The following is a 23,032-nucleotide window of genomic DNA, read 5'->3' on the forward strand; positions in this document are numbered from 1 at the left end:
AACTCTCTACTCTTCATCCCCAACCATCAGGGCCATGAACACATCCTCAATGCCAGGTACAATTTGGCGCACCTGCAACTGTTGATGATTTTTAGCCTTTAGGTAACGCTCCAACTCAACGGCCGTCAGCCCTTCCGTTTTAGGAGTAACATGCGCAAACTGACCAAAGGCATAAGCCGTGTCAATTGGGCCCCATTCGCGCAAATCAAGGATCAGACGGTGCATTTCTGTCGAACGCGCGGCCAACAAGGTGCGCGTATAGTTTGCTACAATTTGTTCCGGCGGATCAATACGCAAAATTTCCCCTTTCTGCATCAGTGCCACCCGGTCGCACAAGCCCGCTTCATCCATGTATGGTGTTGACACCAGGATCGTGATTCCTTGCGTTTGCAGCTTGTTCAGCATATCCCAAAACTCTTTACGCGACACGGCATCCACCCCCGTTGTTGGTTCGTCCAACACCAGAATTTTAGGCTTGTGAATCAAAGCGCACGACAAAGCCAACTTTTGCTTCATCCCTCCGGAAAGCTTCCCTGCCAGTCGGTTTTTGAAAGGTTCAATCTGCTGATAAATATCTTTGATGAGCTCGTAATTTTCCGCGATGCTTGTTCCAAAAACGGTGGCAAAAAACGCAAGGTTTTCCTCCACCGACAAATCCTGGTAAAGCGAAAAACGCCCCGGCATGTAACCTACCAGCTGCCGAATTTGCTTGTAATCACGAATCACGTCCAATCCATTCATCTGCGCCTGCCCTTCATCGGGCAAGAGCAAAGTCATCAGAATTCGCATCAGCGTGGTTTTGCCAGCACCATCGGGACCAATCAAACCAAAAAGCTCCCCTTCCCCAACCTCAAACGAAATCTGCTGAAGGGCTTGAACATCCTTATAGGATTTTGAGATGTTGTTTATTCGAATCATTGAATAATTCTTTTTCGAGAATCATAATCAAGCGTCTCTACGATCACTAAAAATTAACTTCACCAGGCATACCAATTTTCAGGCGACCATCATTTTTTACCCTGACCTTCACTGCATAAACTAGTTTCACCCGTTCTTCTTTGGTTTGAATAATCTTGGGTGTAAACTCCGCTTCCGACGAAATCCAACTCACCTTGCCAGTCAGCGACTGATTTTCGGTTTTATTTTTATCAATCAACACCTCCACCTGCTGCCCCAACTGAATAGCAGGCAATTGGGCGCCACTCACATACACCCGCAAGTCGAGCTCCGACAAGTCGCCGAGTTTAACGACCGCCTTGCCGGGAGCGGCCAGCTCACCCAGCTCCACATATTTTTCAAGCACCACGCCGTCCATTAGGCTCGTGATGGAACATTTCGCCAGTTTGTCTTTGGCAATGGCCAGCTGAGCCTCCAGCACATCCAGCTGGCTGTTGATGGAAACAAAACGCGTGTTGGTACTTTGCAATTGTTTTTGCACAACCTGCATCTGCCCGTCCACATCATCAACCTGCTGCTGGGTAGCAGCCCGATCGGCAAATAATTTGTGAACACGATCTTGCTGAATCTTCAGATTTTTGATCTGCTCCTGCTGCACCTCAACCTGCGCGCGCAAGTTCACCTTCTGACTAGCCACCGCCTGCTTTTGAGCTATCAGCTGTTTGATCTGTAAACCCAATTGGGTAGTATCAACCACACCCAACAGCTGCCCTTGGGTTACTTGGTCACCCAGTTCAATATCAAAGTTGATCAGTTTTCCGGCGATTTCCGAAGAAACAATCACCTCTTCTGTCTCAAAATTTCCATAAGCATCCGAGCGTTCATCATTTCCGTTGCATGACACCAGACTAAGCAGGGCCAAAGCCCATAGGTATTGAAATTTCATTTCTCTTTGTTTTTAATGGTTATTTCCTTTGATCGTCTGATAATTGATCTTAGCCGCTTCCAGTCGCACCTTGTGGCTTTCCAGCGCGATTCGTGCTGCCACTTCAGCATTCAGGTCCTTCAGGTAATCCGAAATGGTAATGGTTCCGTTTTCAAGCTTCGAAGCAGCACTTGCCGTAATACGGGCTTGCAGGTCGATGAGCTCCTGATCGCTTTCAAGCAAAGCTCTTAATTGCTCAATCCTACGGTATTCCCCATCCAAAGCAATCTGAATATTCCGCTCAAACTGCTGTTCCCGCGTCATAACCAATTCCTGTTCAATTTGAATGATCTCTTTCTCCCGGCGGGTATTCTTCCAATCCAAAACCGACCAACTGACGCCCACACCCAGCAAGGCATAGCTATCGAAATCATCGCTCAGCATGTTTAATCCGGGACGGCCATAGCCCGCTTGCCCAAAGCCAAACAGCTTGGGATTTCGCTTTTTCTGAAGCAAGCCAGAGGAAGCTGTCAGCAGGTTAGTCTGTGTTTCAAATAGGGCCAGCTCCGGACGATTGAGCGATTGACTTGGATCAAGCTGCTGCGGCTCAATTTCCAGCTGTTGCAAGTCATTGGGCTGTTTCCCCGTTAGAATGGCCAATGAAGCCACCACGGTTTCGTGCTGCGATTGCAGTTCCAGCTGCTGTTGCTTCACCTTCACCTGTTCGGCCCGGATTTGATCCAAATCAGACTCCAGACGCATACCATTCTTCACAGCCGACAGCATCTGACTCTCACGCGCTGCCAGGGTCTCCTGTTTCTTAGCCAGTAACGTCCGGTTCTGCTGAATCAGAAAACTGGAGAAAAATAAGCTGTTCACCTGACCCTTTACCTGATACAGCTCCACTTCCACTCCCTGCACGTTGGCATCAGCCTTTGCCTCTTCCAAAATCGTATTAGCTTTATTCAGTCCCCCATCCCAAATATTCTGTTTCACATCTAAGTACATTTTGTATTGATCCTTTGACTGCTCTGGAATCGCCATATTCGGCAACGAGATGCCCACTTGGGTCACATCGGTCTGGTAAGTCGCCTGCGCTTTAAAATCCACTTGAGGCAGCTTATTGGTTTCATTGTTCTCCAGTTTCAGCTCACTCATTTGTTGGTACAGTTCTTTTTGCTGCAGCAGCGGATGGTATTCGCGGGCCCACTGCTGACAATCTTCCAACGAAACAGGCTGCTGAGCCCCGGCCGTCTGGGCTATCAGCATTAGTAAAAGCACCAATTGATTGACTCGTTCCATAATTATGTTTATTTTTAATCGTGTGCTTGAATGGCTCGAATGACAAATTGCTTCACTTCCTGCTTGCGCTCCTCGAAAAAGGCCTGTATCGCCTTTGGGTCTTCCTTAAAAGCCACAAAACCAATTACAGGCTTTGCTGCAAAAGGAAACACACACAGGCTAATCACATTAACAAGCAAGTGCTCCGGTTTCATGCGAATCAACTCTCCCCGATCCATCGCTTCGCGGATAACTTGAAAGATAGGCTCCACATCGAAGCCGTGTTTCATTACCAGTTTAAAAAACATGGACGGATCGCGGTTTACTTCCTTCAAAATGAATCCTGGCAAATACGGATGCTTCAGCAGCAAATCCAAATAGGTATCAATAGCTTTCTCTATTTTCGCTTGAAATGGTTGATCTGACTGCAGAATCTGGCTTATTTTTGGAAAAGCAAAGCCTACAATTTTGGAAAAAATGGCATCGAATAATTTGTCTTTGCTTCGAAAATAGTAATGCAATAAAGCTTTATTAATTCCAGCAGCGTTGGCAATTTCCTGCATGCGTGCTCCCTCCATCCCTTTTTGGACGAAGACATCGGTAGCCGCCTCTAAAATTTTGTCTTCGGTTGTGTCTTTCTGGGTGTTCATCTATTTCTTGTTTTTGACGATTCAAGTTCTAATTATCCAATCAGCAAACTTAACCAGACGGTTAATCCGCACGGTCAAAACTAATGGATTGAAAATTAACTAGCAAGAAAATCAACCAAAAGATTTAACCACGTGGTTAAATCTAATTTTTAGCCAAATAGGAAGCCATCGCCGATCCATCATGTTTGCTAATTAAAAAATTGTTATTTTCACGCTTAAACTAAATAATGTCTAATGAAAAACGTAAAATTAAAACCTTCATTCCTGCTATCAGGATTACTTGCTATCTTCCTGTTCTGTTCTTGTCAACCCCAAAAAGAAAAAGGGTGGATTCAACTATTCAACGGGAAAGATCTGAATGACTGGCAAATCAAGATCACCGGCCATGAGCTAGGCGAAAATTACAACAATACCTTTCAGGTTGAAGATGGCATGCTGAAAGTACGATACGGTGCCTACGACTCCTTCAACGGAGAATTTGGTCATCTTTTCTACAAACACAATTATTCCCATTATAAGATGCGCATTGAATACCGCTTTGTTGGCGAACAGGCTGCTAATGGTCCGGGCTGGGCCTATCGCAACAGCGGAATCATGATTCATGGGCAAAGCGCCGAAAGCATGGAGAAAAATCAAGATTTTCCAACATCGATTGAAGTCCAACTTTTAGGAGGTAATGGAACCGACGAACGGTCGACCATGAATTTATGCACCCCCGGCACCAATGTGGTCATGGATGGCAAACTGGTGCTGGATCATTGCATCAATTCCAAGTCGAAAACATACCATGGCGACCAATGGGTAACAGCCGAGATTGAAGTTTACGGCGACTCGCTCATCAAACATTTGGTGGATGGTGAGGTCGTCATGCAATACACGCAGCCTCAGTTGGACAAACGCGATCCCAGTTATCAGAAGTTATTGCCACCCGATGGAAATAAACTGCTCAAAGGAGGTTCCATTTCGCTTCAGGCAGAAAGCCATCCGGTCGATTTCCGGAAAGTGGAGTTACTGAATTTAGGTGACGATTGTTGTCACTAATCAAAAAGGTCAACCGATGAAACCAGAAATAAGTTAACGAACAGGAGAAGTAGCTTTCGGTATTGAGCATTGAATTTCACTTCGTTTTACAAACAAGAAAAGCAGTCGTTGGGACCGGCTGCCGAATTTCAAGATGCAATATCGCAAGCTTATTTCTTAGTTGCTCACAACAATCAAGTATCGAAAGAGCTTGTATGTTTTAGACAAAATTGCGATATGAAAATTGAAGTCAACAAAAAGGCACCGGCCTTCAATGAAACTCAGATTTTAATACATGCGCCTGCCGAAAAAGTTTACAAGGTACTCTCAGGCATCAATGACTGGCCCAAATGGCAAACCGAAGTAACAGAAGCATCATTGCAAAGTCCGGCAGTTTCGGGAGCCAATTTTGCATGGAAAGCCGGTGGCTTAAAAATAAAGTCGCGGATTCATACAGCCAATTCACCCAACGAATTTGGATGGACCGGCCGAATGCTCTGGATCAAGGCCATTCATAACTGGATTCTGGTGCCACACGGAAAATCAACCCAAGTCTTTGTTCAAGAAAGCCTGGAAGGCTGGCTCTCCGGATTCATGCAAAAAAACCTGACCAACGGCATGGCTCAAAACCTCTATGAATTAAAGCTGGAAGCAGAAAAGCCCGACTAAAGGATTGCTTCCAATTTCGCCTGCTCTGCTTTTCTTTTGGCTTGGCGCGCTGCCTTCCGGTTCGAATAGTTTAGAACCAACAAGGAACAGGCAATAATCAGCATGCCCAGCAGGGAAACCAGATCAGGCGATTCATCGGGCATGAGCACCCAGCTCAGCAAGGCGCCGGCCACCGGAACAAGAAATTTCCAGGTATTCAGTTCCGACACTTTCACACCTGGTCGCTCCAGCAAGGTAAACCAGATTGTAAAAGCAGCTGCCGATAAAAAGCTCAACCATCCCAGTGCATAAAAATATTCCGGCTCAACAGCTTTCAGCCCAAATCCTTCCAGGGGAATAGAAATAACAATGAGTCCAAGCCCTCCAAAGAAAAGCGATGAAGAGCTAAGCACTGTCGGAGAAATGCCCTTCGGCTTTTTCGCGACCAGCACATTCGAAAAACCGGAAACAAAATTGTTTATCAACAAAAAGGCAATTCCCAAAAGGCTAATTTTAACCCCCGAAGGCAATTCACTACGGCCAAAAGTTATGACTCCAACCCCCACAACGCCCACCAAAATACTCAGTGTTTTCATCCAGTCCATCTTATCGTTGTGAAAACTAAAATGCGACACCACCGAGATAAATAGGGGCGAAGCACCAATAATTAAGGCTGAAATGGAGGCTGGCAGCAAATTGAGGCCGGAATAAAAAAACATATACTGAACAACCGTTTGCATGAAGGCGACAAGCAAAATAAATCTACGGTTTTCAACCAACTGCCTCCGGTATTCCTTGTAATTATTAAAGTACAAAAGCAGCAGCAAGCCGGAAAGGGTAAACCGAACTCCGGCAAACTGAAACGGGCTGTGGTATTGCAGGCCTATTTTTACCCCCACAAAAGCAGACGACCATAGCAAACAAGCTATGATCGCCAAGAATATCGTATTCGAAAAAAGGTTTCTCACGTAAATTCAATTAATCCATAAACAGATTACCAGCGCTTAAGCACCGGCAACAACCGTATAAAAATCTTCTTCCCGAAGATATTTTCGAGCCAAGGCCTGCAAATCAACCGGTTTAATCGTCATCAATGTTTGGTAATATTGCTCATGAAAATGATGATCGAGCCCAAAGTCAGCGACAGATTGAAACGATTGCGCCTGAGCAAACGGCCCATCAAAATCGCGAACAAATTCACCCAGCAAATATTGACGTACCCGGTGCAACTCTGTTTCCGGCACCAACTCTTCCCGCAGCTTCTTCATTTCCAGAAACACTTCCCGAATGGTGGCTTCTTCATAAGATTTATCCGTCTCGGTGGCAATCACCCAGTAGCCAGCCTCTTGCTGACTTATTACCGAAGAACCTATGCCATAGGTATAGCCTTTCTCTTCGCGAATATTAGCCATCAAGCGCGAACTGAAGTACCCCCCAAAAAGAGTATTCAGTACCTGCAAACCCAGGTAATCCGGATGGCTCTTTTTGACCGCCAAGCGGCCCATGCGGATGCCCGACTGAATAGCATCCTGCTTCTCAACCCGATGGATGGCTTGGGTTGAAGGATGAACCGGAAACTGCAATGAGTCTACTCGTGCCCCTTGCCAGTCATTGCCGCCAAAGTAGGTATCCAACAAGGCTGTCAGGCCCGGATCGGTTTTTCCGGAAGCCAGAATCCGACAATTCCCCGAGTGGTAAAAGTCGGAATAAAAAGCCATCAGATCCTCCCGCGTGATGGCATCAAAATCCTTCAGTTGAACGGTTTGTGCATAAGGGTGCTCCTCTCCAAATAAAACAGACGAGAACTTCTTCTGACATAAAACCTTTACCTTTTGGTTCTCCAGCAAAAACCGCTGCTTACGGCGTCGGATCAAGGTCTCAAACTCATGCGCTTCCATCAGCGAATTTTTGAGCAGATCTTCGACAACCGGCAACAAATGAGGCAAATGTTTATTCAGACTGATCAGGCTAATGATCCCCGAATGGTGATCCACTGCAAACTGAATATAGGCACCTCGGAAATCCATAATTTCAGCCAACTGAGCACCCGAATAGTTTTGACTGCCCTCCTGCAGCATAGCATTGCTCAGAGCCGCCTGCAAAGGTTTGGTTTCATGCCACAGTCCGGCATCGAAAATAAAGTCGAGCCGGGTCACGTCCTGCGTGCCGGCATTCAGAATAGAAACCGGTAATCCGTTACTCAGCTGGTTGGTTTCCGGAATCAGAATATTGGGTTTTCCGGCTTCGCTTACCGGAGGTTGTATTTTGCGGTCAATCATTTCTTAGCTAAATAATTTAATTGTGAACAATTGGTTTCCTGAAATAGCTGCTGTGCCTGCACCATCAGATCGGCACTACTTACCGTACGGTAAATATTCATCTGATCATTGATTCGCTCGGCCCGATCAATGTTTTCAAAGTTAGCCAGCTCCTGCGCCATATTCAGGTAATTCATTTGTGAGTACACCAGGTTGGCTTCCAGCTTATTCTTTACTTTCTCCAACTCTACAGCCGAAACCAATTCCTGCTGCATGTGGTGCAGTTCTTTCCAGATGGCCGATTTGGCCTGGGCAATTGTTACGCCCTCAGCCAATTTTCCCGACACAATAAACAAGCCCGGATCGTGATCGCCCGAAACATAAGCATCGAGCTCCACAAACAACTTTTGCTCTTTAATCAATCGCTGATAAAGCCGCGAGCTGTTCCCATTCGACAACACATCGGAAATCAGGTCGCAAACATAGTATTCGCGCTGCCGGCGGTCGTCCATATGAAAAGCCAGATACAAAGCAGTATCGGGCACATCGCGCTCCACCGTCATTTCCCGAAACTCCTGCTGTTTTGGCTCCTGCGGAATAGCCGCCTTATTCACGTTTCGGTTGGGAATACCTCCAAACCACTTATTGGCCAGCCTCAGACATTCTTCCGGATCAACATGGCCGCTTAAAATCAGTGCAGCATTGTCGGGCGCGTAAAACCGATAGAAGAAGTCCTTCACATCCTCCAGGCTGGCATCGGCAATATGACTAATTTCCTTGCCAATGGTTTGCCACTGATAAGGATGTACCTTATAAGCCAGTTCACGCAGCAAGGGCCAAACATCGCCATAAGGCTGATTCAGATTACGCTGCTTAAACTCCTCAATCACCACATTTTTCTGAATATTCAGTTTTTCTTCCGAGAAATCTAACTCCAACATGCGGTCCGACTCCAGCCAAAAGCCTGTTTCCAGGTTTTCCTTCGGAAGGGTCAGATAATAATTGGTCAGATCATTAGTGGTGTACGCATTATTTTCACCTCCGGCATGCTGCAACGCATCGTCATAATCCGGTATATTTTTGGTTCCTCCGAACATGAGGTGCTCAAACAAGTGGGCAAAGCCGGTTCGTTCCGGACTTTCATTTTTTGCCCCAACATGATAGCAAACATCCAAAGCCACCATGGGCGTTGAATAGTCGGGGTAAATGATTAGTTGAAGCCCGTTGTCGAGCTTATATCGTTCAAATTTGATCATAAATTAAAATAAGAAATTAGCGCCATCAGCGAGATCGTGGCGCACTTGTTCATACTCGGAAATTAAGCGGTTCATCACGTCCTCCACCGCAGGAATATCGTTTAGCTGAGCCGCCACTTGGCCAATTTCCAATTCGCCTTCGTCCAGCTGCCCTTCAAACATGCCCAATTTGGCACGTCCTTTTCCTAACAAGAGTCTCAGCTCCTCCGCATCAGCTCCCCGCTGTTCGGCTTCGTTCACCCGATTGAAAAATTCATTTTTGATAAGACGTACGGGGGCCAGCTTTTTCAGCGACAGCTTGGTACTGCCTTCTCTCAAGCCGGCTACCAGTTGTTTGAAACTTTCGTGAGCCGACGATTCCTGTGTCAAGGCAAAACGCGATCCGATCTGCACGCCATCCGCTCCCAGCGCCATGGCTGCCAACATGGCTTGTCCGCAACCAATGCCACCGGCTGCCAACAAAGGAAGTTTGGTCGCCTGACGTACCGCAGGAATCAAACTCATCGTCGTGGTTTCTTCCCGGCCATTGTGTCCTCCAGCTTCAAAGCCCTCGGCAACAATGGCGTCAACGCCTGCTTCTTCACATTTCTGGGCAAAATACGAACTGGCAATCACATGAGCCACTAAAATGCCCCGTTCTTGCAACCACTTCGTCCACTTTTTCGGACTGCCGGCCGAAGTAAATACAATGGGCACTTTTTCGGCGACGATCACCTCCATTAGTTCTTCTATCTGCGGATAAAGCAAAGGCACATTCACCCCATACGGTTTGTCAGTAGCCTTCTTCGTTTTCCGAATGTGATCCTGCAATGTTTCCGGATGCATGGAGCCAGCACCCAACAAGCCTAAACCGCCATGGTTACTGACAGCCGAAGCCAATCGCCAACCACTGCACCATACCATTCCACCCTGAATAACAGGATATTTAATCCCAAACAGCTGGGTAATTCTATTCTGCATGTTTGTCTTTCTTTCGTGTTTTCAACCAGTAGCACTTACCGGTTTTTATTGAAAATGCAAAGGTAGCACAAATGATGGGAACTGGATGCAGCTTGCTTGTCCCGGGATGCAAGCTAAAACTGTAATAGCAAAAAATACAATTGACACAGTTAGTTGAACTCTCTCGCGTTCTCCTAGCGGAGAACGAGCCTTATTGATTGGAAAAACAGGTAATTCTGCCAGCTCCTTTGCAGTCAACCCACAATTGCCAATTATAATTTCTATTTTTGCCCCAAAGAAAGATAAGTATGACCCCCTATTTGCAGGCCGAATCGATTTCGAAAAGATATGGCGAACAAATGCTGTTCGAAGACATCTCCTTTACCATTTTCAAGGACCAGAAAGTTGCATTGATTGCTAAAAATGGTGCAGGAAAAACCACCTTGATGGAAATTATTGCCGAATTCGACACACCGGATGAAGGGCAGATTACCCGAACCAATGATGTTAAAATTGGCTACCTCCGGCAAGATCCGGACCTGGATGAAAGCCTGACGGTACTGCAGGAAGCTTTGCGATCGGACAACCCGGCGCTGGATGTGATTGCCGAATTTGAGGCGGCCATCGAACATCAGGATCAAGAAGCCATTGAGCGCCTGACAGTGAAAATGGAGGAGCTGAATGCCTGGGATTTCGATGTGCGGGTTAAGCAAATCCTGAGTCAGCTAAAAATCACGGATTTTGATCAACGGGTGGGCGAGCTTTCCGGCGGACAAAAGAAACGATTGGCGCTGGCCAACGTTTTGGTGAACGAGCCCGACCTCTTGTTACTGGATGAGCCTACCAACCACCTCGATCTGGACATGATTGAATGGCTGGAACTTTATCTCGAGAAAACCAACTGCACCTTGTTTATGGTGACACACGACCGTTATTTTCTGGATCGGGTGTGTAACGAGATTATCGAAATTGACCAGAACCAGACTTACGACTATCAAGGAAATTACAGCTATTACCTGGAAAAAAGACAGGAACGCATTGAGCAGGAACAAGCCTCGACCGAGAAAGCCAAAAACCTGCTGCGTACCGAACAGGAGTGGATGCGAAGAATGCCTAAAGCGCGCAGCCACAAAGCGAAATACCGGGTCGATCAGTTTCACGAATTGAAAGAAAAAGCCAGCAAAAGCCGCCAGGACGATAACCTGGAACTGAACATGGCCTCCTCACGCATGGGAAAAAAGATCCTGGAGTTGGAGCATGTTTCGAAAGGCTACGGCGACCTGCAACTCATCACCGATTTCAGCTATAAATTTTCGCGTCTCGAAAAAGTAGGCATCGTAGGTAAAAACGGAACTGGCAAATCAACCTTCCTCAATGTCGTTACTGGAGCAATAGCACCCGACTCGGGAACGGCCAACTGGGGACAAACCATCCGCATTGGCTACTACCGCCAGCAAGGCATTGACTTTAAGCCGGACGAAAAAGTCATTGATGTCATCAAAAATATCGCGGAAGTCATTCAGTTTGAAGATGGGCAGAAAATGACCGCCAGCCAACTGCTGACTCGCTTTCTGTTTCCACCCGAAACACAATACAATCTGGTGGAGAAGCTGAGTGGCGGCGAACGTCGCCGGCTATACCTGTGCACCATCCTGATGGACAACCCCAACTTTCTGATTCTGGATGAGCCCACCAACGACCTCGACATTATGACCCTGAACGTGCTGGAAGATTACCTGGCTGCATTTGGCGGCTGTGTGGTCATCGTATCGCATGACCGCTATTTTATGGATAAGATTGTCGATCACCTGTTTGTGTTCGACGGACAGGGCAACATCCGCGACTTCCCCGGCAACTACACCATTTACCGCAACCAGATGCAGGCAGAAGAGGAAGTCCGCAAAAAGACTGAGACCACCGCCAAGCCGAAAGCGGTTCAGGAGAAGCAGAAGAAAAAAACAGTTACCAAAATGAGCTTCAACGAAAAGCGCGAATTTGAGCAGCTGGAACAGAGCATCGCACAACTGGAAACGGAAAAAAGCGAACTGGAGCAAGCACTCAACTCAGGCGAGCTGTCAGCCGAGGAGCTCACCGATAAATCGCAACGCTTTGCCGCACTAACCGATGAGCTGGACGAGAAGGAAATGCGCTGGTTGGAATTGAGTGAGAAAGCCTAAAAGTTACAATCCTGCAAAAGCACAGTAATTTCGCGAATACCTTTCGCAATTGAGCTTGCCGAGAGGGTTGCTCCGGAAATAGCCTGTACTTCATCGCCATAGTCCAGGTCGCCACCATCGTAGCCGTTAAACTGTTGCAGCCAGCGTTTGGAGGTAATTTCATGCCCATGGTCGGAATAATAAGCCGTTACACTCACCAGTACCACTTCGCGGTCTTCGTTATAATAAATCAAGAAGTTAAAGGTGTCGTAACGCCCCTTACCTAAGCCAGAAACCACAAAACCGATGGCTTTCTTATCATGAAAAACCCGCGAAACATCTTCCACAAATTCACTTTGCAGACAAGTGCTTTCCAGCTTTTCAACGGCCAGCTCCGACCGCTCAACATGCAGTTCTTTACTCAAGAGTTTAAGTAGCTTTTTAGAACCGGCATCATCGGCTCCCAAAAGCGGAGCTTGGCTCGTCGTCAAAAACAACAAGCCAAGCATCGCTATACTAAGTTTTCTTAAAACCATATACCAATTCCAAGATTTAACTGGGTTTTATAATCATCAGCAGACTCATTGCCGAACCATTGCATGTCGGCTTTTAAAACTGCGCCGGGCGCCATCCACCAGCCAATACCGGCCGTAATATCCGTCCGGTCGTAAGCTAATTTTTTCGCAATGCCTTCGACCTCCTGATGGGTATTGTACTTTTCATAGCGCGCAAAAGGAACCAGTTTCTGTTCGGTATCTTTGCGGTTCAACAAATCGTATCCGGCTTCCAAGTAGTAACCAAACAAGGCGCTGCCCAAGTCTTTTCCTGTAAAGGCGTTGTACTCATCGGTGTTGTTCAGTGAAGCATAGTTCACCTGCCCTTTAAACACCCAGCCGTTGGTTGAATAGCGGGTATCAAAACCTATCATATTCAAGCCAATCACTGAAGAGTCGGCCATGGCCTCCATTGTTGCATCATCCTTCGGAATCCCATCGTATAAACTAGTCTGGGTTTCACCCAGATAGGCACTAAAGCCAAACTTCAGCCCAGGAATTCCATAGTAATCAAACTTGGCTGATAAATTGGGATGAGTGAAGATGGACTCGGCTCCTTTCTGGCGTCCTTTGCGCAAGGCATCGGTTCCGCGAAGCACACCACCATCATCGTAACTCTTAAAGCCGTTCACCACATACAATTGGTATTTCAAATTTAGGTTCTGAATATTCCCGGTGAATCCAGCCCCAATTTCGCGCCAGGTTGTTGGAATAATTTTACTGTCCAGATTCGGACGTTCAACCCCGTTATAGGTGGCAGGTTCGTGGTATTCGTTAATAATTCCCATCGGAATTAAAAGCAACCCACCCCGAAAGTTCAGCCACGGATTGATCCGGTAGTTCAAAAACGCTTGCTCAACATAGACCTCTGAAACATGCTCGTATTCAATCTCGGTTACAAACTGGGTCCGCTCGTTGAAACGATAAGCAAACATCATTACCAGTCGGTGTATATCCATCTTCCCATTTTGATGAATATCAGACGATAAAGGCTGATTGTAATCGATTTGCGCATACCCTCCAATACTCAACTTGTCTTCCGATTCCAATAATTTTTCAGCCGTGTTTTGACCGTTGGCGTAAAATGCTGAAGTCCCAGCCAGCATTAACACTAGTAACCATCTCATTTTCATAGTAGAAATTTTCATTATAACTGTTTGACTTATTTTTTACGTAAGATGAAACGTCCATGTACCAATTGCTCCGACTTAATCATTGCCGGGAGTGTCCATGGAATGTTATCCTGCTCGTTTCATGTTACAGATATTGAATAACACTGCAAAAATACTTGCTTCCGATGGCTGCCACAATCCCTATATCTTGGGATTTTTGCTTAACTATTTTGTCGGAGGGGCCGTAGAAAGCGCAAATCATAGGTAAATTTGCGCTCAATTCGTTATTTTTTGGAAGTCATTCGTATGCGATAAACATGCTGGGTGTCGTTCGCAATTTTAAAGCGGTTGTCTATTCGGTGACCCACAATCCAGACCACCTTGCCGGCACTATACAAAATCCAGCAATTCTCCTTTTCAGGAATAGAAAATTTCTGATCGATAAAAAAGTCACTCAACTTTTTAAAGCCATTCATGCCCAAGGGTTGAAAATATTCGCCCTGCTCCCACTTTTTCAAGACCAACGGAAATTCCAGCAAGTCAAAATCCAGATCGGCCACGGCCGGGTTTTGCGAGAACTGAAAATGCTCATCCCGTGCCAGTGTTTGAATCTGAATGGCCAAGGGCTCGGCTATTTCCAGACAGTCGGCTTCGATGTAAAAACGCTTTAACCCGTCCGTTGCTTTTGGGCTGAGGATAAAAACCGCTCGGTCTTTCACCAGTCGGTGTGTTTCAGAATAAAACACTTTCCCGGCTTCAGCTTTTAAAGCCTGGCAAATTTCTTTGGCTTGTCCAGCATTAAATCCAAAGGGATGCAGCATTTCAAATAGCAAGGTTTCGGCAAAAGGCGATTGCTGCAAGTAGGAAATATCGAGAAGCAACTGACCGCCCTGCCGGGTAACAAAGCCCGCTTTTTCATCTTCTACTTTGGCTTGATAAACCTGCTCTGTTTCTTTCAGTATAGCAGCTGTCCTGGCCGCATTGGCTTTAAAAGCTGGGTTTATTTCCTCAAACAAAGGCAAAATCTTGTGTCGAATCAAATTACGTTGGTGTACAAATTCCTGGTTCGACGAATCTTCGCGATAAGGCAGTTTGTGTTCAGCGGCGTAGCTGTTAATCTGCTCGCGCGAAGCAAACAACAAGGGACGAACCAGTCGCTCTTTTTTGGGGTGAATCCCCGACAAGCCACGAATCCCGGTTCCCCGGCTCAAGTTTATCAGCAGGGTTTCCACCAAGTCATCCTGATGGTGCGCTGTCAGCACATAATCGTATGTCAGCGAGTCCAGCAATTCATAAAACCACTGGTAACGCAGCTCGCGCGCAGCCATCTCAATCGAGATGCCCTCCTGCAAAGCAAACTCCCGCGTTTCAAAGGTTTTTACATACAACTCGATGCCGTACTCACCGCAGTAGTCACGCATAAACACTTCGTCACCATCCGACTCGGCTCCACGTAACTTAAAATTGCAATGCGCCACCACAAAGTCATGCTTCATTTGCCGAAACAAATCAAGCATAACCACTGAGTCGCACCCACCGCTAACGGCCAACACCAGTCGGTCGGTCGGCAGCAGTAAATGCTCGGTGGCGATATAATTTTCAAGCTTAGGAAGCATCACCCAGTTTTACTACTTTTTCAGCAATCCGGATGATCACCTCAACCGCTTTAATCATCGACTTGGTGGGTACATATTCATAAGGTCCGTGGAAATTATGACCGCCAGCAAAAATATTGGGACAAGGCAATCCCATATAGGACAAACGCGCGCCATCGGTACCTCCGCGGATGGGTTTTATGCGAGGAGTGATGCCCAATTCGCGCATGGCTTCTTCGGCTAAGTCAACCACATATTTTACCGGCTCAACTTTTTCGCGCATGTTGTAATACTGGTCCACCATTTCAAGATTTACCGTTCCTTCGCCATACTGCTGGTTAAGGTATTCGCAAGCCTTTGTCACCAAGCTCTTCCGCTTTTCAAACAGGCTCATGTCATGATCCCGGACAATCAGGGTCAGGCTGGTATGATCCACCCCTCCCTTAAAGTCGACACAATGAAAGAATCCCTCTTTCTTCTCGGTGTGCTCCGGACGTTCCTGGGGAGGCAACATACTCAAAAACTGGTTTCCCAAAACAATGGCATTGATCATTTTATTTTTCGCTGCTCCGGGATGGACACTCCGTCCATTCACAACAACCGTTGCCATGGCAGCATTGAAGTTTTCGTATTCCAACTCACCAATTTCACCACCATCGAGAGTGTACGCAAATTGGGCTCCAAATTTCTCCACATCAAAATGATCGGCTCCTTTACCAATTTCCTCGTCGGGGGTAAAACACACCCTTATTTTTCCATGCTTCACCTCCGGATTTTGAATCAGGTAATCCATCGCCGTCATAATCTCGGCCACACCAGCCTTATCATCAGCGCCCAGCAAGGTGTTTCCATCGGAAGTAATAATCTCCTGCCCCACATAATTGAGCATGTCGGGGAACTGCTCAGGCGACAACTTCACCTTTTCATTCAAAGGAATGTTGCCCCCTTCGTACTTGCGAATTTGTGGGTTGACCTTTTCACCCGAAAAATCGGGGCTGGTATCCATGTGAGCCACAAAGCCCACCACCGGGCACGCCTGCTCAGTATTGGCCGGAAGCGTTGCCGTAACATAGCCGTTGGAATCTTTCTCCACATCTTCCATCCCTATTGAGTTTAACTCTTCAACCAGTTTGTCGGCAAAATCATGCTGACGAGCTGTACTGGGGAAGGTTTTACTTTGTGGATCTGAGGTGGTATACTCTTTGGCATACCGCATAAATCGGTCAATTACTTTTTCCATATCTTAAATATCATCTGAGTTAAACTTAAAACCAACACGCTTGCCGGTTATTATTTTTGAATGGCTGATTTCATCTTTCATCTGCTCTACCGAGGCTATTTTCACCTGATCGTAAGGCGGTACCAGCAAATCGAAATCAACCGCGTATTTAATGGCTGTTCTTAAAATCTGCCTGAAAACCTCTTTGGTTGCCACATCGCTGCCAAAGTCTTTCACCAACTCGCCAGATTGTCTTTTCCCTTCCACGAAAAAGTGATTCTCCTGGTTGATAAAAATCCGGGCAATGAGGTAACCCAAATCCTGTAGCCTGTTGTATTTAAAAGAGTCGGACAGAAAGTTGTAAATATGAATAATACCGCAATAGGAGTTTAGCGGTTCTTTTTTCACATAGTCTACTTTCCAGATTGGGTGTTCGCGGTTAAACACGAAGACATTGGAGTGCATACTAAACACCAGCAAGTCGCCGGCCAACTTAAATTCAGCTTCAAAAGGCCCTTTTTCAATATACACCGGCAAAACTTCGGCAGAGACTTTATTCTGCAATGCTGACCGAAACTCTTCAACCAATTCTTTCAACACGTCTTTCAGCACATTGAAGGACTTAAGCGTATTCGCCTGCGCCAATTGTTTGACATTCGACTTGGCTACAATCAGTTCGTAGTTTTGATCATTCCCGGTAGGTTTTGGCTTCGCTCTAGATTTTGGCATCGCTTTAGATTTTCTCTAAAAATAAGAAAAGCAGCCAAGACTGACTGCTTCCTTTTATCATGATTTACGAAAAATCTAATACGCTAAGGCAAATAATACGCGCTGAGAAGAAGGTTGACCTGAGTAAATACATTTTCCTTCTTCTTTTTCTCCGTCAAACGGAATGCAACGAATCGTCGCCTTGGTTTCTTCCTTAATCTTTTGTTCCGTTTCCGGAGTACCATCCCAATGAGCCAGGACAAAACCACCTTTAGTCGTCAGCACTTCTTTAAACTCATCATAGCTATCCACCGGAGTGGTATGCGTGGTACGGTAATCAAAGGCTTTCTGGAAAATATTCTGCTGAATCTCATCCAACAAATCAGCCACATACTGATCGATGTTTTCCAGACCAACCACCTCTTTTGTCAAGGTATCACGACGCGCCACTTCCACCGTGCCATTCTCCAGGTCGCGTGGGCCAAGAGCCAAACGTACCGGAACACCTTTCAATTCGTATTCAGCGAATTTCCAGCCTGGCTTCTTCGTGTCCAGACTATCATATTTAACCGAGACCCCTTTAGCCTTCAGTTTCGCAATAATCTCGTCTACTTTCTCAGTAATTTCAGCCAGCTGCTCTTCTTTACGATAAATAGGAACAATAACGACCTGAAAAGGAGCCAATTTAGGAGGTAACACCAATCCTTTATCATCGGAGTGCGCCATAACCAAAGCCCCCATCAAACGAGTTGAAACGCCCCAGCTCGTAGCCCAAACATAGTCATCCTTCCCATCACGATTCGCAAATTTAACATCGAATGCTTTCGCAAAATTCTGACCTAAAAAGTGCGACGTTCCCGACTGCAAAGCCTTACCATCTTGCATCAAGGCTTCAATTGTGTAGGTTTCCAGAGCACCCGCAAAACGTTCATTTGCCGACTTAGCCCCTTTAATGACAGGAAGCGCCATGAAGTTCTCGGCAAACTCGCCATAAACATTAACCATTGTTTCGGTCTCTTTCAAAGCTTCATCTTTGGTAGCATGAGCGGTATGCCCTTCCTGCCACAAGAACTCAGCCGTGCGCAAAAACAGACGCGTACGCATTTCCCAACGCACCACATTGGCCCACTGATTACACAAAATTGGCAGGTCGCGGTACGACTGAATCCAGTTTTTGTAAGTGTTCCAAATAATAGTCTCTGAAGTAGGCCGAACAATCAGCTCCTCTTCCAGCTTAGCGTCTGGATCAACAACCACTCCTTTGCCATCCGGATCATTTTTTAACCGGTAATGCGTAACTACGGCACACTCTTTGGCGAAGCCCTCAACATGAGCAGCTTCTTTACTAAAAAACGATTTCGGAATGAACAAGGGGAAATAAGCATTGACATGACCCGTTTCTTTAAACATCCGGTCCAGTTCAGCTTGCATTTTCTCCCAGATGGCATAGCCATAAGGCTTGATAACCATGCACCCCCGAACCGCAGAATTCTCGGCCAAATCAGCCTTTACAACCAGTTCGTTGTACCATTGTGAATAATTTTCACCTCTTGAAGTTAATTCTTTAGCCATATCTTTTGTTTTGGTATGGTATTTGCTTCTTTTGTATTGAATTTTGAAGCTACAAAGTAAATCATTTATTTTTAAAGATACAGGAGGTCTAGTTATGAAAGCAAAAGTTACACTTCTCTCGGCATTAGCACTTTTATTGGGTGCGTGTACCACCGGGACATACGTAACCGACAGGTACGATGACATCTACTTTACACCAGGTGATGTTCCGCCTCCCGCAATTGTTGAAGCACCAGCCACCAATGATCGTAATGCGCAAGTTGTTTCAAGGCAACAGGTCGTTACTGAACTGAAAGAAAATGAAGACGGTTCAAGAGTCCTGAAAAATTATATTTTCGAGGATGACGCCCAATACGAAGATGGACTCGTTTACGACATGGAAAACATGGAGTTAATGGGATCGGATACAGCCATGTACGAAAATGATGGCGATATTGATTATGTGATCAACAATTATTACGATGCGGATGATCTCGATTTCACTTACCGGATTAATCGTTTTCACCGTCCGTATTTTTATGGATCTTATTACTCCAGCAGGTTTATGTATGATCCGTTTTTTTACGATCCTTGGTACTATGATTCGTTCTATTACGGAGGATATTACGGTGGTTACTACGGCTACTATAACCCTTGGAGCATAGGTTGGTACAGCCCCTATTATTCTTGGGGATACAACTGGCATAGTCCTTACTACTCGTGGGGAGGCTCCTACTACCATAACGGATATGGTGGCAACTGGGGACACGGAGGTTTCTACAATTCGGATCGATATGATTACGGGCACCGCCGCTCTTCATACAGCAATGTTGCTCGTGGAGGAGGCTCATCGTCCGGAACCCGGCTTTCAACAAGTGGAAGTTCGAGACTAAAAAGCAGTTCTACGCAAGACTTAGGAAGTTCACGCAGGTCAACTTCGTCAGCAGTTAGCAACAGTGGCAGACGCACAACAACGAGTGCCAACACCACCAAAAGTGCGACTGTTATCGAAAAACGCAGAACAACATCAGGACAGGTAAGTTCATCCGGCAGAAGAAGTGTTTCAACAGCTGGTTCTTCAACCAACGCCGTGAGAAAATCGCCAACCAATCAGCGGACTTATCAAAATAAATCGACAACAACTCAACAAAGAGCTTATACGCCAAGTTATAGCAAGCCACGTACGGTAACTCGCTCAAGCTACAACAGTAGCAATTACGTTAAGCCTAGAACGTCTACTTACAGCAAACCAAATACCAGTAGCAGTTCGAGAAGAACGTACAGTACACCTAAAAGTAGCTCCAGCACCACTCAGAAATCATACCGCTCAAGTTCTTCATACAGCAAAGGATCAAGCAAGACCAGTACCTCAACGTACCGGCCAACAAGTCCGAGCCGGAGTAGCAGCAATAGCAGCTACCGATCAAACGGAAGTTCCTCGCGGAGTAGCAGTTACAGCAGCCCTTCACGCAGCAGCAGCAGCAGCAGCAGCAGCAGCAGCAGCAGTGGAAGCCGCAGTAGTTCTTCGAGTTCATCGCGCTCAAGTGGTAGTGGAAGACGTTAATTTAATGGACCTATACGATTATAAATAGAAGTGTTTATCTAATTTTATTCAGTCATGAAAAAAATTCAATATATACTCGCTGGCTTGCTCTTATTTGGCACAACAGCAATGGGACAAAACTTAGTTGATGGTTTACGTTATTCAGATTATCGGATACAAGGAACCGCACGTTCAGCTGCCATGGGAAATGCCTTTGGTGCCTTGGGTGGAGATTTTTCTTCAGCCAGCATTAACCCGGCAGGTTTGGGAATTTACCGAAGTAATGAGTTTGTCCTTACGCCCTCCTTTGGAAAAACAACAGTTGATGCCAATTATTTGAATCAAGCGACCAACGATTCAAAATATACCATTGGACTACCCAATGTAGGCTATGTCAGCACTTTCGGGAGTAACCAAAACTTGGGAGGCTCTGTGGTTGGTCTTAGTTTTGGCGTAGGCTACAATCGCCTGAACAACTTCAACATGAAACGAATGATTGAAGCCCAAAATGCGAATTCAAGCTTGCTCGACGATTTCACAGCTAACGCCAATAATAATGTTTGGAGTGATTATTACGAGGAGCTCGCCTGGGATACAGACTTGTTAATTTATGATGAAGACAATGATGTCTATTTCAATGATATTGCGGATGCAGGCTATGGGCAATCGCAGCGTAAATCCTTTACACAGAAAGGACATATCGATGAATTCCTGCTTTCGATGGCAGCTAATTTCAATCACCGGTTTTACGTGGGAGCCACCGTTGGAATTCATAATGTCGAATTCAAAGAAACAACCAGTCTTTTTGAAAACGATGTAAATAATAACATCCCCTATTTCAATGATTATACCTTTAACTCCTTTTTATATACAACAGGAACCGGGTTCAACATTAAACTAGGTGCTATTTATAAGCCAACCGATGCCTTGCGTTTAGGCTTGGCTTTCCATACCCCAACCTTTTATCGCTTGCACGACAGCTATGATAATGCCATGTATTCATACATCACCTTTGATGATGGTTCAGAAAACTTTGAAGCCCTATCTCCATTGGGTGACTACGACTACGATTTGACCACGCCCATGAAAGCGATTTTCAGCGCGGCTTATGTCATCGGCAAATCAGCTATTGTAAGCGTAGACTATGAATATGTTGATTACTCAACCATCAAATTAGACGATGGTGGTGACGGGTACAACTTCTTTGATGAGAACAAGGAAATCAAAGACGCCTACAAAGCAGTGGGCAACCTGCACGTTGGAGCCGAATATCGCTTATCCAACGCATTTAGCTTACGAGCAGGCTACGAACATTACCCCAGCCCTATCCGCAGCAACTACCAATCGGCAAACATGGACACGTCGGATGCCCTTTCATCGACTATTTCGGGAGGCTTAGGTTTCCGTCAGGGTGGTTTCTTTCTGGATGTTGCCTACAAGCATGGCTTAGATAAAAACTACGCCGAAGTCTACAGTGGATCAGATTTAGCCAAGTTTGAAATCACCAGAGAACAATTGATGATGACTTTAGGATTTAGATTCTAAAAGAAAAAACATAGGACATGCAATAAACGCCGGAATCCCCGGCGTTTATTGCATCTTTCAACCTCCGATTATCAATTCCCAAAAAAATTGTTAATAAGAAATTTAAGCCATTTTACCCTTGAAAAAGGAAAATGTCGTAAATTGATTTACTCATCCAAACAAAAAAGATGGCCAATTTCAAAGAAATAAACTATCACCAATCGCTTGAATGCCTTAAACAAGCTGATATATCAGGAATACGTCTTCGCTTAGGAGAAGTCAGCACCTCGCAATGGCTTCAAAAAGAAAACATCAACCTGGACGAAGTCAAACAAATCTCGAAAGACTATCCTGACTTAAAAATTTTCATTATTGGAGAAGGAGAATTCGAAGGTTTCTACATTTATTCGCAGAAACACGAAACTTGTTTTAAATTTGAGCCCGAATTATCTCTTTTAAAATAAGCCATGACTCCACTAATTTATTCTGAAGAAGACCCCATTTCGCTGGGTGTCTTCAATTATCACTATCACCGTGACGATTCGCCCATAATTATCCATGCCGATGATTTTGATCCCGACGAGGTGCTCCCCTCCTATTTTTTCCGTAGTTACAAGCAAATGCCTCAACTGGAACAAAAAGCGCTTCAATTGGCCAGCGGCCGCATCTTAGACGTGGGTGCCTGTAGCGGAAGTCACGCCCTGTATTTGCAAGATCAGGGGCATCAGGTAACAGCACTCGAACAATCGGAGCTATGCTGTAAAGTCATGAATGACCGGGGAATAGCAAACGTCCTCCACCAGGATTTCTTTCAACTTCCCCAACAACAATTCGATACGATTCTCCTATTGATGAATGGAGCCGGTATTGCCGGAACCTTAAGCCGATTGGATCTGCTGCTCAAAAAGCTAGCCGAATTGCTCCATCCTGAGGGACAGATTTTGATCGATTCATCCGACCTTATATTTCTGTATACCGATGACGATGGCTCAGCCATGATTGATCTGGCTGCTGATAAATATTACGGAGAATTAACGTTTCAAACGGAATATAAAAACCAAAAAGGCCGTAAATTCCCCTGGCTTTATGTTGATCCCGATTTACTGAAAGAAAAGGTTAGCCAAAACAACCTTCAGGTGAAGCAAATTTTCAAAGGTGACCACTTTGACTACCTTGCTCAGATCACGTTTTAAAAC

At 45.7% G+C, this 23,032-nt stretch carries 21 protein-coding genes; 7 read left to right on the forward strand and 14 right to left on the reverse strand.

Going from position 1 to position 23,032, the window contains the following annotated elements; genetic code table 11:
- Positions 1-6: 6 nt before the first annotated feature.
- Genes ACUNWA_RS04355 through ACUNWA_RS04370 form a run of 4 tightly spaced genes read right to left on the reverse strand, consistent with a single transcriptional unit; the run spans position 7 to position 3,753 of the window.
- A complete protein-coding gene (locus ACUNWA_RS04355; RefSeq protein WP_445590660.1) occupies positions 7-918 on the reverse strand; it encodes an ABC transporter ATP-binding protein in 912 nt (303 codons plus the stop codon).
- Positions 919-964: 46 nt separating this feature from the next.
- Positions 965-1,843, reverse strand: coding sequence for an HlyD family secretion protein (locus ACUNWA_RS04360; protein ID WP_445590661.1), 879 nt, complete (start codon positions 1,841-1,843; stop codon positions 965-967).
- Between the two features lie 12 nt (positions 1,844-1,855).
- A complete protein-coding gene (locus tag ACUNWA_RS04365) occupies positions 1,856-3,124 on the reverse strand; it encodes a TolC family protein (protein WP_445590662.1) in 1,269 nt (422 codons plus the stop codon).
- A gap of 14 nt (positions 3,125-3,138) precedes the next feature.
- Complete coding sequence (locus tag ACUNWA_RS04370) at positions 3,139-3,753, reverse strand: TetR/AcrR family transcriptional regulator (RefSeq protein WP_445590663.1); 615 nt, start codon at positions 3,751-3,753, stop codon at positions 3,139-3,141.
- 234 nt (positions 3,754-3,987) lie between these two features.
- Here ACUNWA_RS04370 and ACUNWA_RS04375 point away from each other — a divergent pair, with 234 nt between their 5' ends.
- Both ACUNWA_RS04375 and ACUNWA_RS04380 read left to right on the forward strand, forming a co-directional pair.
- Positions 3,988-4,794: a 3-keto-disaccharide hydrolase gene (locus tag ACUNWA_RS04375; RefSeq protein WP_445590664.1), complete on the forward strand. Its 807-nt coding sequence runs from the start codon at positions 3,988-3,990 to the stop codon at positions 4,792-4,794.
- Positions 4,795-5,010: 216 nt separating this feature from the next.
- Entirely contained in the window at positions 5,011-5,442 is a 432-nt protein-coding gene (locus ACUNWA_RS04380) for an SRPBCC family protein (protein WP_445590665.1), read from the forward strand.
- Here ACUNWA_RS04380 and ACUNWA_RS04385 read toward each other — a convergent pair.
- The 4 genes from ACUNWA_RS04385 to ACUNWA_RS04400 are packed head-to-tail and all read right to left on the reverse strand — an operon-like array spanning position 5,439 to position 9,895.
- Entirely contained in the window at positions 5,439-6,389 is a 951-nt protein-coding gene (locus tag ACUNWA_RS04385) for a DMT family transporter (RefSeq protein WP_445590666.1), read from the reverse strand. The two genes, ACUNWA_RS04380 and ACUNWA_RS04385, sit on opposite strands and share 4 nt — an antisense overlap.
- 36 nt (positions 6,390-6,425) lie before the next feature.
- Positions 6,426-7,700, reverse strand: coding sequence for a M16 family metallopeptidase (locus ACUNWA_RS04390; RefSeq protein WP_445590667.1), 1,275 nt, complete (start codon positions 7,698-7,700; stop codon positions 6,426-6,428).
- A complete protein-coding gene (locus ACUNWA_RS04395; protein WP_445590668.1) occupies positions 7,697-8,935 on the reverse strand; it encodes a M16 family metallopeptidase in 1,239 nt (412 codons plus the stop codon). The genes ACUNWA_RS04390 and ACUNWA_RS04395 overlap by 4 nt, the downstream gene beginning before the upstream one ends.
- Before the next feature lie 3 nt (positions 8,936-8,938).
- Complete coding sequence (locus ACUNWA_RS04400) at positions 8,939-9,895, reverse strand: NAD(P)H-dependent flavin oxidoreductase (RefSeq protein ID WP_445590669.1); 957 nt, start codon at positions 9,893-9,895, stop codon at positions 8,939-8,941.
- 287 nt (positions 9,896-10,182) lie between these two features.
- Between ACUNWA_RS04400 and ACUNWA_RS04405 the strand changes: the two genes are divergently transcribed.
- Entirely contained in the window at positions 10,183-12,051 is a 1,869-nt protein-coding gene (locus ACUNWA_RS04405) for an ABC-F family ATP-binding cassette domain-containing protein (RefSeq protein ID WP_445590670.1), read from the forward strand.
- Here the strand turns inward: ACUNWA_RS04405 and ACUNWA_RS04410 are convergent.
- The 6 genes from ACUNWA_RS04410 to proS form a co-directional block, all read right to left on the reverse strand.
- Positions 12,048-12,566 (reverse strand): hypothetical protein, encoded by a 519-nt coding sequence (locus ACUNWA_RS04410; protein ID WP_445590671.1) that lies wholly within the window; start codon positions 12,564-12,566, stop codon positions 12,048-12,050. The two genes, ACUNWA_RS04405 and ACUNWA_RS04410, sit on opposite strands and share 4 nt — an antisense overlap.
- Positions 12,557-13,711 (reverse strand): hypothetical protein, encoded by a 1,155-nt coding sequence (locus ACUNWA_RS04415; protein ID WP_445590672.1) that lies wholly within the window; start codon positions 13,709-13,711, stop codon positions 12,557-12,559. Before ACUNWA_RS04415 ends, ACUNWA_RS04410 begins: the two co-directional genes overlap by 10 nt.
- Before the next feature lie 269 nt (positions 13,712-13,980).
- Positions 13,981-15,312, reverse strand: a complete 1,332-nt coding sequence (tilS, locus tag ACUNWA_RS04420; protein ID WP_445590673.1) for a tRNA lysidine(34) synthetase TilS — start codon at positions 15,310-15,312, stop codon at positions 13,981-13,983.
- Entirely contained in the window at positions 15,302-16,531 is a 1,230-nt protein-coding gene (pepT, locus tag ACUNWA_RS04425; protein ID WP_445590674.1) for a peptidase T, read from the reverse strand. The genes tilS and pepT overlap by 11 nt, the downstream gene beginning before the upstream one ends.
- A gap of 3 nt (positions 16,532-16,534) precedes the next feature.
- The gene (locus tag ACUNWA_RS04430; protein ID WP_445590675.1) at positions 16,535-17,239 is read right to left on the reverse strand and encodes a hypothetical protein; all 705 of its coding nucleotides are present in this window, start codon (positions 17,237-17,239) and stop codon (positions 16,535-16,537) included.
- Positions 17,240-17,314: 75 nt separating this feature from the next.
- Positions 17,315-18,790: a proline--tRNA ligase gene (gene proS / locus ACUNWA_RS04435; protein ID WP_445590676.1), complete on the reverse strand. Its 1,476-nt coding sequence runs from the start codon at positions 18,788-18,790 to the stop codon at positions 17,315-17,317.
- 94 nt (positions 18,791-18,884) lie between these two features.
- Here proS and ACUNWA_RS04440 point away from each other — a divergent pair, with 94 nt between their 5' ends.
- From ACUNWA_RS04440 to ACUNWA_RS04455, 4 genes are all read left to right on the forward strand, one after another.
- On the forward strand, positions 18,885-20,333 hold the full coding sequence (locus tag ACUNWA_RS04440) for a hypothetical protein (RefSeq protein ID WP_445590677.1): 1,449 nt from the start codon (positions 18,885-18,887) through the stop codon (positions 20,331-20,333).
- 54 nt (positions 20,334-20,387) lie between these two features.
- Positions 20,388-21,857: an OmpP1/FadL family transporter gene (locus ACUNWA_RS04445; RefSeq protein ID WP_445590678.1), complete on the forward strand. Its 1,470-nt coding sequence runs from the start codon at positions 20,388-20,390 to the stop codon at positions 21,855-21,857.
- A 167-nt stretch (positions 21,858-22,024) separates the two neighbouring features.
- Complete coding sequence (locus tag ACUNWA_RS04450; protein ID WP_445590679.1) at positions 22,025-22,300, forward strand: hypothetical protein; 276 nt, start codon at positions 22,025-22,027, stop codon at positions 22,298-22,300.
- 3 nt (positions 22,301-22,303) lie between these two features.
- Complete coding sequence (locus ACUNWA_RS04455) at positions 22,304-23,029, forward strand: class I SAM-dependent methyltransferase (RefSeq protein WP_445590680.1); 726 nt, start codon at positions 22,304-22,306, stop codon at positions 23,027-23,029.
- Positions 23,030-23,032: the final 3 nt, after the last annotated feature.

It is taken from the genome of Sunxiuqinia sp. sy24, from assembly GCF_052677165.1.